Here is a 13,144-nt window from a genome sequence, read left to right on the forward strand (position 1 = left end):
CTTCGACAGAGTCAACCCGCGCAGAGTAAACTGGAAAGGTTGAATCCGGCTGCAGTCCGTGGCGGCTGGATTCCGTCCTGATCGGGCGGCTTCGCTTACCGCAACGTAGCGAGTCCGATCCGCCTCAGGCAGTACCCGGCAGCGCAGTGCTGCACCGGGCATCACGGCACAATCCAAGGAGTAACCGTGGCATTAGAAGCCGCTGTAAAGCAAGAAATCATGAAGGCTTACGCCACCAGCGAGGGCGACACCGGCTCGCCGGAGGTCCAGGTTGCGATGCTCTCCAAGCGCATCCTCGATCTGACCGAGCACCTTAAGGCGCACAAGCATGATCACCACACGCGTCGTGGTCTGATGGGCCTGGTCGGCCGCCGTCGTCGTTTGCTGACGTACCTGCACGACACCGACATCACCCGCTACCGTACGCTGATCGAGCGTCTCGGCCTGCGCCGCTAGCAGCACCGTGAGGCGGCCCTTCCAGTCCGGAAGGGCCGCCTCCGCGGTAGTGTACCAGCAACATCGCCGGTACTGACCCGGCAATTGGTCAGTAATTCGAGAACTAACTTAATCAGGAGCCAACCGGCGTCGCGCATTCGCGGTCCTCGGTAGTGATCTCCGGGAACAGACGGCCTATTGACGGCAGGCGCCCGTGGATCTCGATCGAAGACCGGGTGTTGTACAGGTCCCACAGCTAAAGACGGGTGGGCTTGGGGATGATGTTGGTTGCCTCCTGCCGCACACGCAAAGAAACGGAGGTGACTCTCTATGGAGGGTCCCGAAATTCAGTATTCAGAAGCCGTTATTGACAACGGCCGCTACGGCAAGCGCGTTATCCGCTTCGAGACCGGCCGGCTCGCGCAGCAGGCCGCCGGTGCCGCGATGGTTTACATCGACGAAGACACCGCATTGCTCTCCGCCACGACTGCCGGCAAGCACCCGCGCGAAGGCTTCGACTTCTTCCCGCTGACGGTCGACGTCGAGGAACGCATGTACGCCGCCGGCCGCATCCCGGGCAGCTTCTTCCGCCGTGAAGGCCGCCCCTCGACGGAGGCGATCCTGGCCTGCCGCCTGATGGACCGTCCGCTGCGCCCGGCCTTCGTGAAGGGCCTGCGCAACGAGGTCCAGATCGTGGTCACCGTGCTGGCGATCAACCCCGACGTGCTGTACGACGTCGTCGCCATTAACGCCTCCTCAATGTCCACGCAGCTCTCCGGGCTGCCCTTCTCGGGCCCGATCGGCGGCGTCCGCGTTGCTCTGGTCAACAATGAGCAGGGCTCTGAGTGGATTGCTTTCCCGAAGCACTCGGAGCTGGAAAACGCCGTGTTCAACATGGTGGTAGCCGGTAAGGTCACCGCGGACGGCGACGTCGCGATCATGATGGTCGAGGCCGAAGCCACGGACAACTCCTGGAAGCTGATCAAGGAAGAGGGAGCCACTGCGCCGACCGAGGACATCGTTTCGGAGGGTCTGGAAGCGGCGAAGCCGTTCATCAAGGCACTTTGTGCAGCGCAGGCCGACCTGGCGGCACGCGCCGCCAAGCCGACCGCCGATTTCCCGGTTTTCCTGGACTACCAGGACGACGTGTTTGCAGCGGTCGAGACCGCCGCGGCCGCGAAGCTGACCGAGGTGTTCCAGATTGCGGACAAGCAGGACCGCGACAACGCCTCGGATGCACTCAAGGACCAGGTTGTCAGCTCCCTCGCCGGACAGTTTGAGGGACGCGAAAAGGAGCTCTCCGCTGCTTTCCGTTCCGTCACCAAGCAGGTTGTCCGCCAGCGCATCCTCAAGGACCAGATCCGCATCGACGGCCGCGGCCTGACCGACATCCGCCAGCTCACCGCCGAGGTCGAGGTTCTGCCGCGTGTGCACGGTTCGGCGATCTTCGAGCGCGGCGAAACGCAGATCCTGGGCGTCACCACCTTGAACATGCTCAAGATGGAACAGCAGATCGACTCGCTGTCTCCGGTCACGCGCAAGCGCTACATGCACAACTACAACTTCCCGCCGTACTCCACCGGTGAGACGGGCCGCGTCGGTTCCCCGAAGCGCCGCGAAATCGGTCACGGTGCCCTCGCCGAGCGGGCCCTGATTCCGGTGTTGCCCTCGCGCGAGGAATTCCCGTACGCGATCCGCCAGGTCTCCGAAGCCCTCAGCTCCAACGGCTCCACCTCGATGGGTTCGGTCTGCGCCTCCACGCTGTCCCTGCTCAACGCCGGTGTGCCGCTGAAGGCGCCGGTTGCCGGCATCGCCATGGGACTGGTGTCCGACCAGGTTGACGGACAGACCCGCTACGCGGCGATGACCGACATTCTGGGTGCCGAAGATGCTTTCGGCGACATGGACTTCAAGGTTGCCGGAACGAGTGAGTTCGTCACCGCGATCCAGCTGGACACCAAGCTGGACGGTATTCCGGCATCGGTGCTCAGCGCGGCCCTGAAGCAGGCCCGCGAAGCACGCCTGCACATCCTCGGCGTGCTGAACGCGGCCATCGATGTTCCGGACGAGCTCTCCGAGTTCGCGCCCCGCGTCATCGCGGTCAAGATCCCGGTTGACAAGATCGGCGAGGTCATTGGGCCGAAGGGCAAGATGATCAACCAGATCCAGGAGGACACCGGCGCCGACATCTCCATCGAGGATGACGGCACCGTCTACATCGGCGCGACCAACGGCCCCTCCGCCGATGCCGCACGTTCTGCGATCAATGCCATCGCGAACCCGCAGATCCCGGAAATCGGCGAGCGTTACCTGGGGACCGTCGTCAAGACGACGACCTTCGGTGCATTCATTTCCCTGACACCGGGCAAGGACGGCCTGCTGCACATCTCCGAGCTGCGCCAGCTCGCGGGCGGCAAGCGCGTGGATAACGTCGATGACGTCGTCAGCGTCGGCCAGAAGATCCAGGTGGAAATCACCAAGATCGATGACCGCGGAAAGCTCTCCCTCTCGCCCGTCGTGGCCGAGGACGCTTCCGTCACGGCAGAAAGCGTTGCTGAGTAGTTCATGGCCTACACCCTATTGCCGCTGACGTCGGCTGCCGGCACCGCCGGGCAGGATTCCGCAGTGATCTCGGGCGAGACGGGCGGCGCCGTCGTGCGCCGTTCCGTCCTGCCCGGGGGAGTGCGGGTTCTGACCGAATCCATGCCCGCCCAGCGGAGCGCGACAATAGGGTTTTGGGTCGGTGTTGGCTCTCGGGATGAAGCCGAGGGCCAACACGGCTCGACCCACTTCCTTGAACACCTGCTGTTCAAGGGCACCCGGCGCCGCACGGCGCTGGAAATTGCCTCGGCGTTTGACGAGGTGGGCGGAGAGTCCAACGCCGCGACCGCCAAGGAAAGCACCTGTTACTACGCGAGGGTTCTTGATTCGAATCTGCCGATGGCCATCGACGTCATCGCGGACATGATCACGGGCGCAGTCCTCGATCCCGCCGAGCTCGAGCAGGAGCGCGACGTTATCCTTGAGGAAATCGCCATGGACAGCGATGATCCGACGGACGTTGCGCACGAGAACTTTGTTGCCGCGGTGCTCGGAGGCCACGCCCTCGGCCGTCCGATCGGCGGCACCCCGGACGCGATCCGCGCCGTTTCCCGCGAGTCCGTCTGGGCGCATTACCAGCGCTACTACCGTCCCGATGAGCTGGTCATTACCGCCGCGGGCGGGCTGGATCATGACGAGGTCTGCGGTCAGGTGCTGACGGCACTGCGCGCGGCCGGTTGGGAGATGGACGACGACGCCGCCCCCACTCCGCGCCGGTCCAGCGAGCCGGTGGCCATTTCCGGGACCGCCGGGCTGCACGTGATCAAGCGCCAGGTCGAACAGGCCAATATCATTCTCGGCTGCCCGAGCATCGTCGCCAACGACGAGCGCCGGTTTGAGATGAGCGTCCTCAACGCCGTGCTGGGCGGCGGAATGTCGTCCCGGCTGTTTCAGGAAATCCGCGAAAAGCGCGGCCTCGTCTACTCCACGTACTCTTTTGCCTCCGGCTACGCCGACGCAGGATACTTCGGCATGTACGCCGGCTGTGCCCCGCAGAAGGTCGGCCAGGTGATCGGGCTGCTGACCACTGAATTGGAAAAACTGGCCGCTGACGGGATCACCGACGACGAACTGACCAAGGCCATCGGGCAGCTCTCCGGCGGTATTGTGCTCGCGCTGGAGGACACCGGCTCGCGGATGTCCCGGCTGGGCCGCTCGGAGCTGGTCTCCGGGGAATTCCTGGACATCGACGAGACGCTCTCCCGCGTTGGCATGGTGACGGCGGAGCAAGTCCGGACGCTGGCGCGCGAACTCGCCGCCGGGCCCCGCACCATCACCGTCGTCGGCCCCTTCGAGGAATCCGAGACCTTCGGCCTCTGACCTCGCGTTCGCGAGGGTCCGCTGACCGCTCGTTCGCGAGGGCTCCCTTGGTCGGCCACCGGCGCCGGGGAAAGCGGCGCAGAGTTAGCCCGTCACGGTTCGCAGGGTTGCATCGTGCGCAGCCCAAGCCGCGAGCGGTGCGCAGAACCGTATGCCGAAAAGCGGTTAGCCGCCGGCGAAGGGCGGCAGAACATCTACGACGTCCTCCGGGTCCAGGTCGGCGGCGAGGTCCCGGAGCACGACCTCATTACGCAGAAAACTGCACCGCTTCAGCAGTTCACCCAAGGGCGGCGTATGCTCCGACGCGGAAACCGGATGCAGCGCGGTGAGCTGTTCCCGTAAATCATTGATGCTGATCGGCCCGGCGTGCAGAAGCGTCTCTTCGTTCATACCGGTGGCGGCCTGGGCCGCCGCAAAATAGCGGATCAGCATCTATCCGCCGATCGCGCTCATGCTGCGGTCCGGCTGCACAAAACCGGCCGCGCCAAGGCCCACGTGGTCCATACCGTGCGCCTTCGGCTTGGCCCACATGGCTTCTTTCCAGCGGACCGCGATGGCGTCGTCGTCGGCCGCCGCCTCACCGGCGCGCAGCAGGTCCAGCAGATCCACCTCGACGCGCGAGAACAGGCAGCTCATCACCTTGCCCTCCGCCGTGATCCGGGTCCGCTTGCAGTCCGAGCAGAAGGGCTCCGTGACCGAGGCGATGATGCCGACCGTGCCCAGCAGCTCCGCGGAGCCGTGCCGGCGCACCTCAAAGCGCTCCGCCGGCGCGCCGTCACGCTCGCGCGGGTCCGGGGAAAGATCGAATTCCGCGGCCAGCAGCTGCCGGATTTCCGCGGCCGTGATCATGTTCGCCCGGGTCCAGCCGTGGTCCGCGTCCAGGGGCATCTGTTCGATGAAGCGCAGTTCATAGCCACCTGCCAGCGCCCATCCCAGCAGTTCGGCGGCGCCCTGGTCGTTGATGCCGCGCATCAGCACGGCATTGATCTTGATGGACCCTAACCCGGCCGCGGCGGCAGCCTCCACGCCGGCCAGCACCTGATCCAGGAAGGGCCGGCGGGTCAGCTGGGCAAAGGTCTCCGGATGCAGCGAATCCAGCGAAATGTTGATCCTGGTCAGCCCGGCGTCTTTGAGGGCCTGCGCCTTCTTCGCCAGACCCACACCATTGGTGGTCAGGGAGATCGGCAGCTGGGGATGGGCCTGGCGTAGCCCGGCGATGATGGCCACCAGGTCCGCCCGGACGAGCGGTTCGCCACCGGTCAGCCGCAGTTCACGGACACCGAGCCGGTCCACCCCGATGCGCACTATCCGCAGGATCTCCTCCGCGGTCATGACCTGGTTCTTGGACAGCCAGGCCAGGCCCTCGGCGGGCATGCAGTAGCTGCAGCGCAGGTTGCATTTGTCGGTCAGGGAAAGGCGCATGTCAGTCGCCCGGCGTCCGTACCTGTCCAACAGTCCGCCCTGACCGAGCGGCTTTGCGGTCAGGTCCACAGCCTCGGCAGTAGCCGTGACCGGGGGCATACCCAAATGTACGGGTTCTTTCGTTGCGTGGACATGGTCAACACTCATACCCCAACGCTACGCCACCCGGACCGTGCGGGCACCACCTTGGCGCTGGATCGCCTGACGCGTGGGCAGGATTCCGTGGCCGGGCGGGTTCATCGTTGGTTGCCGAAAAGGTGAGGCAGCCGTCGTCGTGCTGGTCCGCTGGCTGTGTACCGTGTTCATTGTGGAGCCGACGAAGATCCGCGTGGACCGGCTTCTTCCGCAGCACCGACCGCCGCCTGCCGCGCGGCCTGCCGACTGCGATACCACTTGGTTCCGGCAATAACGACGACGGCGGCAACCAGTCCCAGCCTCGCCACGAGTTGCCCATAGGACTGGGCCCCGGTGAAATACATCATCGCCAGCACCGGGGGAATAATGAGGAATTCATAGCGCCGGCTCAGCACGACGAAGGGCAGGAGCACAAGCGCATACCAGGGGTAGCTGGGGCTGGCGATCAGGAGCGTGCCGCCGATCATCAGCACCTGCTTGTCCCACGGCTGTTCCGGATCCACCCGGCGCCAGACGTACACGGCCAGCGCCGCCAGCAGCAGAACGCCCGCCGGCACGGCCCAACTCTGCGGCAGGACCAGCCGCAGCAGCGTGAAGCGCGGACTGTCCTTGCTTCGGTAGCCCTCCTCGGTCAGGTAACCCGGCAGGAAGCCGATCACGGCCCAGCCGCTGGCCAGCAGATACGGCAGGTAAAGCACGCTGAACGAGGCCATCGCCGCCAGCACAAAGCGCAGCGGCCGCCGGTACAGCAGCGCCGGTGCAGCGATCGCGGGGATCAGCTTCGCGGCGACTGCGGCACCGAAGGCCGCACCGGAAGCCAGCGCCCGGCCGCGCACCAGCAGCAGGACTGCGGCCGTGAGCAGCGCGGCCCCGAGAACGTCCACGTGCGCGTTGTTGATGGCCTCGAAGAGCACCAGCGGAGACCAGGCCCACCAGACCGCCTGCTGCAGGGGCCGGCCGGTGCGGCGCAGGAAGCCCAGCAGCAGGACGGTCACGGCGAGGCTGAGGGCGAAGCCCGCCAGCTGGAACGCCAGCAGGCCTGCCCCGACGCCCGGAAGCAGCCGGACGGCCAGGAAATAAATCTCCGCCAAGGCGGGGTAGATGGTGGGCACATGCGGCCGGTTGATCGCTGTGCACAGCGGCGTGCCGCCGGGAACGGCCGTGGTGGCCTCCGTTCCGCTGGGGAACAGCTTTGCCGTACAACTGCCGTCAGCGGCCCCCGGCTGGAACAGCCACCCGGGCCGCAGCCGTTGCAGCGCCGCATCGGCGGGAACGTAACGGTACGGGGAAACGCCCGACGTCTGGACAATCCCGTCCCAGGCATACCGGGCCGCGTCGTTGCTCGTGGCCGGAGCTGCGGATATGGCCGCACCACCGAGCAGCAGAGATCCGAGGACGACGACGGCGGCCGCACGGCGGGCGGGAATCCGGCGGACCGCCACCGCGGCGGGAACAAAGACGGCCCACGCTGCCAGGGTGCCGACCGGAGAAACCCATTCCGCCCCGGCGTCCTGGGTTACGGTCCAGACGATGACGGCGGCCAGCCCGAAGAGCAGGGCCAGCGGGAGCAGCCACTGACGCAGCGCCGAGCTGCCGCCACCCGGCCCATCCGGTGTTTCACTCACATACCGATCCTGCACCGTCACGGCCGTCAGTGGGAGCCGGAACGGCCCACCGTTCGGATTTCGTAAGGTCTGGACGGGGTGCCGGAGGCACCAGAAGCCACCCGACATCCGCAATCACGCTGCGGATGTCGGCCAGGATGCGTGCACCTGCGGCGCCCCCCATGGTCACGGCGATGTTCCCATGAGCCGCCGCCCTGACCATGGAACACCGCTCTCTGGACTACGCCGGAACCTTGAGCAGGAAAAGGCGGCGCTCGAAACGATCAAGCCCTCTCAACCCACGGGGGAAGCCGTCGCCGTTTCGGCGAGGTGTTTCGCTTGTGTTGCCGGCGTTCGGCGATCACGACACCGGCGGTGGTCGCGGCGGCAAGGCCCAGGAGGAACCCCAGCAAATTCAGCGTGTAGGGCAGGGTCAACGCGGTGGGCGTTCCGGTGCGGGGCGCCGTATAGATCAGTGGCAGTACAACGAGCAGGACGACCCCGCCGATGATGAGGGCCAGACGGATCAGGTACCTTCCGGCCCGTGAGAGTTTCCGGGCAAGAAATACCGTGAGTGCTCCCATGATGAGCAGAGCCGGTACGAATAGACCGTCATGAAGGATCACGCTGCCGGCCAGCCACACTACGATCCCCACGATCTGGCCCGGCGGCACCTTCGTCGCAATCCCGTAGATGCCCCAGGCCAGGGGCAGGAGGCCAAGGACTATGAGGAGGATCCGGGACTTTCTCAAATCGGTCATCCCTACCGTACCTCCAGACTGGATAGCCACTTTGTCTGCAGCACACCGGGTCGGTTGGGGGCGATCAGGCGTGCCGGGTAGCCGTGTTCAAGGTCCAGGGGCTGACCATTGACGTCCAGGGCAATGAGGGTCAGCTCATCCCACGCGTACTCGCGCGGTACCTGGGCCCCGGTGTAGGCGCCCTCGGTTTCCAGGGAACGGACCTCGGCCGCTTGCCGGGGATCGGCCCCCACCATGGCCAGAAGCTCCCGGACGCGGACACCGCCCCAGCGCGCGTTTTGGCTCCAACCCTCAACACAGGCGATCGGCAGAACCACCTCGGTTTGCGGCATCGCACGGAGCTCGGCCAGGGTGAACATGCGCGTGAGGTCCTTATTGATGACCTTCAGGGCCCATGCGGGGTCCGTGGCGGGTGCGTGGATCTTCGCCTCCGCGGCCGTCCGGTTCACCGGCAGTGCGGCGGGGCCTTCCCCCGGGCGGCGCGGCGCGAACAGATCGACGGGGCCCAGGGCAGGTATCGCCTGCCCGACGGTGGTCACGGTCAGAACCGCCGCCGCGGCGACAATCGCGCCCACGAAGCCGCGGCGCGAGGTCAGCACTTCGTGCTCGACGGCCGTGGCGGGACGGGAGGCCCGCCAGTGTGCGTGGATCAGGGGCAGTTTCACCCCGATGTGGATGACCAGCGACCCAACGATAATCCAGGCCAACCAGAAGTGCACCTCGCGGAAACTGAACGGCCACGGATACCATTTATAAACGTTAAGCAGACCCATTCCGAGTTCGAGCACGGAGCTGGCGACGAAGAGCGCAATCGATGCCCTCTCGACCGCGCTCTTGACCCCGGTGATCACCGGCCAGCTGAAGAGCTTCGGATAGACCGTCCACAACTTGGCCAGCAGGAGCGGAATGCAGGCAACACCGGTGACCACATGCGTGCCCTGGCTGAGACGGTAGAGCCAGGTCGGTCTGGCCAGCACCGGTTGCCACGGTAACGGGTCCTGCAGGAAGTGGGAGTACAACCCGGTGAAAAAGCAGGTCACAAAGGCTACTCCGAGTAACCGGCCCACCACCACGGCCGTCCGCGGGGAATGCAGCGTTGAAGTGAAACTGCCCTGCAGCCACCCGAAGATCTTCCGCAGCAGCCAACCAAGTAACCTTCGCATACGTCCATTCCATCAGCGCGGCGCCGGGCGGGGAAGGAGGTAATCCTTACGATATGCGTACCAAACCGACCCGAAGGGGCGCGTCGGGGAATATTGTCGGACGGTGCCGGTGGACGCCCTTTATCGATCCTTGGCAGCCCCGGGGCAAGTCCATAGTCTTCGGCGCCCGACACCCGGGCATCTGGGTAGGCTTGACAGTGCAGACTCGCCGCCGCAGTCTGGAGCGAAGGGACCGGCGCCGGACGTGAGAAAGAATTGGAGCCTGGGATGTCATGGCGTGCCACTCCGTGGCCGCGGCAGCATGTGATCCGGACAGCCGGCTGAATACAGATTCTCCCACCCGAACAGATTATGGAGCCGTTCATGAACGATCCAGTAGCCGTGATTGTTTTTGATGTCAATGAAACCCTCTCGGACATGTCGCCCATGGGGGACCGGTTCGCTCAGACCGGAGCCCCGGCGTTGCTGGCCAAAGTGTGGTTCGCAGGACTCCTGCGGGACGGTTTCGCCCTGGCTGCCGCCGGCGGCGGTGAAAAGTTCGCCGTGATAGGCGCCGAATCACTGCGCGTAACACTGACGGGCCTGCCGTTGAACCGCACCATCGACGAAGCCGTCGACCACATCATGGAAGGCTTCGCAGCCCTGACCCTTCATCCGGACGCAGCAGGAGGGGTCCGCGCCCTTAAGGCCGCCGGATTCCGGTTGACTACCCTCACCAACGGTTCGACCCGTGTGGCAGAAAAGCTGCTCAGCGACGCCGGCATCCTGGGTGACTTCGAAAAGCTGCTCTCCGTCGAGGACGGCCCCGGCTGGAAACCGCTCCGTGGCGCTTACGACTACGCCGCACAAAGCTGCGGGTTGGAAACGGCCCGCATGCTGCTCACCGCCGTCCACCCCTGGGACATCCATGGCGCCGCGCATGCCGGCCTGCGCACAGCATGGATCAACCGTACCGGCACCCCCTACCCCGCATATTTCACACCACCCGACTTCACCATCAGCACCCTTGACGAACTCGCCCCACTCCTGACCGCCGGCCCATAAGGCCGGCGGTGTGCCCGAATGGGTCGGCGCCCTTGGCCGTCGCGGCGCCGGAGAAGCGGGCCACCCCGGAGACTGCACTGCCCCGACGGCCAGGCCGGTCAGCACAGTCCACCACCACGCCGGTACGGGCCATACCGTGGAAACGCCTCGCTGACGTGGCCCGTAGCATCCACCAGCAGCTGCGCCAGCCCGGCGAGCAGGGCGGCGGTATTGCCGCCGATGCCGATGTTCCCGTCCAGCAGCAGGGCCGATCCCCACCGGCCTTCCTGCGGCAGTGGGTCAAAATGGAACGCTTGAGCGCCACGGCACCGCGGGCGCGGGCGTGCACTACCGCCATCTCACAGGTATCTACGCCCATGGCTTCCGGATCCAACCGGCAGCCGCAATGAGCATCCGGCCGGGACCAGGGTTCTGGCACCGTGGCGTAGCCCTCGGGCATACGGTTCCTCGCGGCCCTGGCCAAAAAGCCGGCGCGGAGGTTTGACGGTGGTCCGGGCTGCCTGTGCGCCCATATGGAATCCTCCAGCGGATCAAGGGAGCGGGTCAGGTCCCGGACGTCGTCCGCGAACGGGGTACCCGGGCATTCCTGCGGACATGTCTCGGGCCGCGGCACCGCACAGGACACGGGGACTTCATTGATCAGGGGCTTTTCCTTCACCCTTTGACGGTAGGAGCATGGCCACCGTTCCGGCCCGGCGAAATCCTTACGGAACGGGGACAAATGCGCATCCGGGCCCCTGCACCGCTGCCGAAGGGGTGGGGCGAACCTATGCTGGGAGGGTGAACAGTCCGCAGTTTTCCGCCGGACCCGCCGGGGTGCGCAACCGCCGCATTCTTGTGGCCGGGGACGCGCCGGGTACGGAGGGCGACCGGATCATGGGCCTGGAAATGGGTGCGGACGACTACATTGCAACAGTCAGCCAAGGAGATCCATCATGAGCATCCGCACCAGATCCGGGCTAACCGGACACGGCGGGCTGCCGGGAGATGCGGGCGGACCGGGCGACGGCGGTGGCCGCGGAACCCCGGGCGGCCCCTCCGGCACCGGGGGTTTGGGAGACACCGGCCGGACGGGCCGCACCGAGCGGCGGCGGCTGACGCGGTGGGCCGGGGCCTGCGGCCTGGTCGCCGGGGCCCTGGGCGTGGCCGCTGGCGAGCTGACCGCCGCGGCCGTCAGCCCGTCCCTCTCGCCGATCACCGCCGTCGGTGGGGTGGCGATCGATGCGATGCTGCCTGGGGTGAAGGACTGGGCCATTTCGCTGTTCGGCACCTCGGACAAGCTCGCGTTCCTGCTGGCCATGTGCCTGGTCATCGCGGCGCTGGCCGTGCTGGGCGGAATCGTTGAGCTCCGCCGCAAGTTCACCGGCCTGGCCGGTTTCGCCGTTTTTGGCATCATCGGCGTCGTTGCCGTGCTCACCCGCGCGCAGAGCACGACGGCGGCCATCGCACCGCCGCTGGTCGCGGCCGGGCTGGCGGTCGTCTTCCTCACGGCCTTCCGAAACCGGCTGCTGGAATGGATGCCGCGCGATGCGCTGCCGGGTTCGACAGCCGCCGCCGGTTCATCGGCCCCAGGGCGGCGCAAGTTCCTCACGTCGATAGGCGTCGGCGCGGCCGTGGCCGTGGTCGCCGGCTTCGCCGCCACAGTGGTGCGCTCCACCGCGATCGGCATAGCCCAGGCGCGGGCCAATCTCGTACTTCCAGGGCCCGTTACGGCCGTGCCACCGCTTCCCGCCGGTGCGGCGCTGGCGCTTCCCGGCATTGCCCCCTTGGTGACACCCAACGCCGACTTTTACCGGATCGACACCGCGCTGGTCGTCCCCTCCGTGAACCCGGACAGCTGGACGCTGACGGTCAACGGCATGGTTGACCACGAGGTGGAAATCGATTTGAAGACACTGCTGGCGAAGCCGCTGATGGAGAATTACACCACTCTCGCCTGCGTGTCCAACGAGGTTGGCGGCGACTTGGTGGGGAATGCGAAATGGCTGGGCTGGCCGGTGCGTGAGCTGCTGGCGCTGGCCGGCGTTCAGCCCGGCGCGGACATGGTCCTCTCGCGCAGCACGGACGGTTTCACGGCCGGCACGCCGCTGGAGGCCATGACGGATGCGCGTAACGCGGTCATCGCCGTCGGCATGAATGGCCAGCCGCTGCCGCAGGAACATGGTTTTCCAGCGCGGCTGGTCGTGCCGGGGCTGTATGGTTTTGTTTCCGCCACCAAGTGGGTCACCAGTCTGACGGTCACGAGGTTTTCGGACGAGAAAGGCTATTGGTCCACGCGCGGCTGGTCGGATCACGGACCCATTAAAACGGAGTCCAGGATCGACACTCCGCGCGATGGCACTTCGCTGAAGACGGACACGGTGGCCGTCGGTGGTGTCGCGTGGGCCCCGCAGAAGGGCATTTCGAAGGTTCAGGTTCGCGTTGATCAGGGGGAGTGGCAGGACGCGGTGCTGGGCGGTGGCATTTCGAAGGACACATGGGTGCAGTGGACGATCCGGCTGAGTCCGGGTGCCGGCCAGCATGAGCTGCAGGTCAGGGCATTCGACGGCGCCGGCCAGCCGCAGACCGATCAGGTGGCCCAGGTGGTGCCGGACGGGGCCACCGGTTATCACACAATCACCGTGCACACGAGCTGATCGGCCCGGCACCCGCGGGCTGA

Annotated in this window: 12 protein-coding genes; 7 read left to right on the forward strand and 5 right to left on the reverse strand. The window is 66.2% G+C overall.

Annotation, left to right across the window (positions count from 1 at the left end; genetic code table 11):
- Positions 1-186 precede the first annotated feature (186 nt).
- The 3 genes from rpsO (at position 187) to QMG52_RS14600 (ending at position 4,356) form a co-directional block, all read left to right on the forward strand.
- A complete protein-coding gene (rpsO, locus tag QMG52_RS14590) occupies positions 187-456 on the forward strand; it encodes a 30S ribosomal protein S15 (protein ID WP_283561120.1) in 270 nt (89 codons plus the stop codon).
- Between the two features lie 309 nt (positions 457-765).
- Positions 766-2,997, forward strand: coding sequence for a polyribonucleotide nucleotidyltransferase (locus tag QMG52_RS14595; RefSeq protein WP_283561121.1), 2,232 nt, complete (start codon positions 766-768; stop codon positions 2,995-2,997).
- Between the two features lie 3 nt (positions 2,998-3,000).
- Positions 3,001-4,356: a M16 family metallopeptidase gene (locus QMG52_RS14600; protein WP_283561122.1), complete on the forward strand. Its 1,356-nt coding sequence runs from the start codon at positions 3,001-3,003 to the stop codon at positions 4,354-4,356.
- Between the two features lie 165 nt (positions 4,357-4,521).
- Here QMG52_RS14600 and QMG52_RS14605 read toward each other — a convergent pair whose 3' ends face one another.
- The 5 genes from QMG52_RS14605 to QMG52_RS14625 all read right to left on the reverse strand — a co-directional run bounded on the left by QMG52_RS14605 (position 4,522) and on the right by QMG52_RS14625 (position 9,441).
- Positions 4,522-4,788: a MoaD/ThiS family protein gene (locus QMG52_RS14605; protein WP_283561123.1), complete on the reverse strand. Its 267-nt coding sequence runs from the start codon at positions 4,786-4,788 to the stop codon at positions 4,522-4,524.
- Entirely contained in the window at positions 4,789-5,925 is a 1,137-nt protein-coding gene (gene moaA, locus QMG52_RS14610) for a GTP 3',8-cyclase MoaA (RefSeq protein ID WP_283561124.1), read from the reverse strand. It abuts the gene before it with no gap.
- Between the two features lie 155 nt (positions 5,926-6,080).
- Positions 6,081-7,538: a glycosyltransferase 87 family protein gene (locus tag QMG52_RS14615; protein ID WP_283561125.1), complete on the reverse strand. Its 1,458-nt coding sequence runs from the start codon at positions 7,536-7,538 to the stop codon at positions 6,081-6,083.
- A 263-nt stretch (positions 7,539-7,801) separates the two neighbouring features.
- On the reverse strand, positions 7,802-8,278 hold the full coding sequence (locus QMG52_RS14620; RefSeq protein ID WP_283561126.1) for a hypothetical protein: 477 nt from the start codon (positions 8,276-8,278) through the stop codon (positions 7,802-7,804).
- A gap of 2 nt (positions 8,279-8,280) precedes the next feature.
- Positions 8,281-9,441 carry a molybdopterin-dependent oxidoreductase gene (locus tag QMG52_RS14625; protein WP_283561127.1) on the reverse strand — a complete coding sequence of 387 codons (1,161 nt, stop codon included), beginning with the start codon at positions 9,439-9,441 and terminating at the stop codon, positions 8,281-8,283.
- 363 nt (positions 9,442-9,804) lie between these two features.
- On the opposite strand from QMG52_RS14625, the gene QMG52_RS14630 reads away from it, so the two are divergent.
- The 4 genes from QMG52_RS14630 (at position 9,805) to QMG52_RS14645 (ending at position 13,121) form a co-directional block, all read left to right on the forward strand.
- Entirely contained in the window at positions 9,805-10,485 is a 681-nt protein-coding gene (locus tag QMG52_RS14630; RefSeq protein ID WP_283561128.1) for a haloacid dehalogenase type II, read from the forward strand.
- Between the two features lie 32 nt (positions 10,486-10,517).
- Complete coding sequence (locus QMG52_RS14635; RefSeq protein WP_283561129.1) at positions 10,518-10,874, forward strand: hypothetical protein; 357 nt, start codon at positions 10,518-10,520, stop codon at positions 10,872-10,874.
- 391 nt (positions 10,875-11,265) lie between these two features.
- Positions 11,266-11,424 (forward strand): hypothetical protein, encoded by a 159-nt coding sequence (locus QMG52_RS14640; protein WP_283561130.1) that lies wholly within the window; start codon positions 11,266-11,268, stop codon positions 11,422-11,424.
- Positions 11,421-13,121: a molybdopterin-dependent oxidoreductase gene (locus QMG52_RS14645; protein WP_283561131.1), complete on the forward strand. Its 1,701-nt coding sequence runs from the start codon at positions 11,421-11,423 to the stop codon at positions 13,119-13,121. Before QMG52_RS14640 ends, QMG52_RS14645 begins: the two co-directional genes overlap by 4 nt.
- Positions 13,122-13,144: the final 23 nt, after the last annotated feature.

The organism is Paenarthrobacter sp. PH39-S1, assembly GCF_030063245.1.
GTDB lineage: Bacteria > Actinomycetota > Actinomycetes > Actinomycetales > Micrococcaceae > Arthrobacter_M.

Coding starts and splice junctions, on each gene's coding strand:
- QMG52_RS14625 (WP_283561127.1), bottom strand. CDS start 9,441: ATGCGAAGGTTACTTGGTTGGCTGCTGCGGAAGATCTTCGGGTGGCTG.
- QMG52_RS14600 (WP_283561122.1), top strand. CDS start 3,001: ATGGCCTACACCCTATTGCCGCTGACGTCGGCTGCCGGCACCGCCGGG.
- QMG52_RS14595 (WP_283561121.1), top strand. CDS start 766: ATGGAGGGTCCCGAAATTCAGTATTCAGAAGCCGTTATTGACAACGGC.
- QMG52_RS14620 (WP_283561126.1), bottom strand. CDS start 8,278: ATGACCGATTTGAGAAAGTCCCGGATCCTCCTCATAGTCCTTGGCCTC.
- moaA (WP_283561124.1), bottom strand. CDS start 5,925: ATGAGTGTTGACCATGTCCACGCAACGAAAGAACCCGTACATTTGGGT.
- QMG52_RS14645 (WP_283561131.1), top strand. CDS start 11,421: ATGAGCATCCGCACCAGATCCGGGCTAACCGGACACGGCGGGCTGCCG.
- QMG52_RS14605 (WP_283561123.1), bottom strand. CDS start 4,788: ATGCTGATCCGCTATTTTGCGGCGGCCCAGGCCGCCACCGGTATGAAC.
- QMG52_RS14630 (WP_283561128.1), top strand. CDS start 9,805: ATGAACGATCCAGTAGCCGTGATTGTTTTTGATGTCAATGAAACCCTC.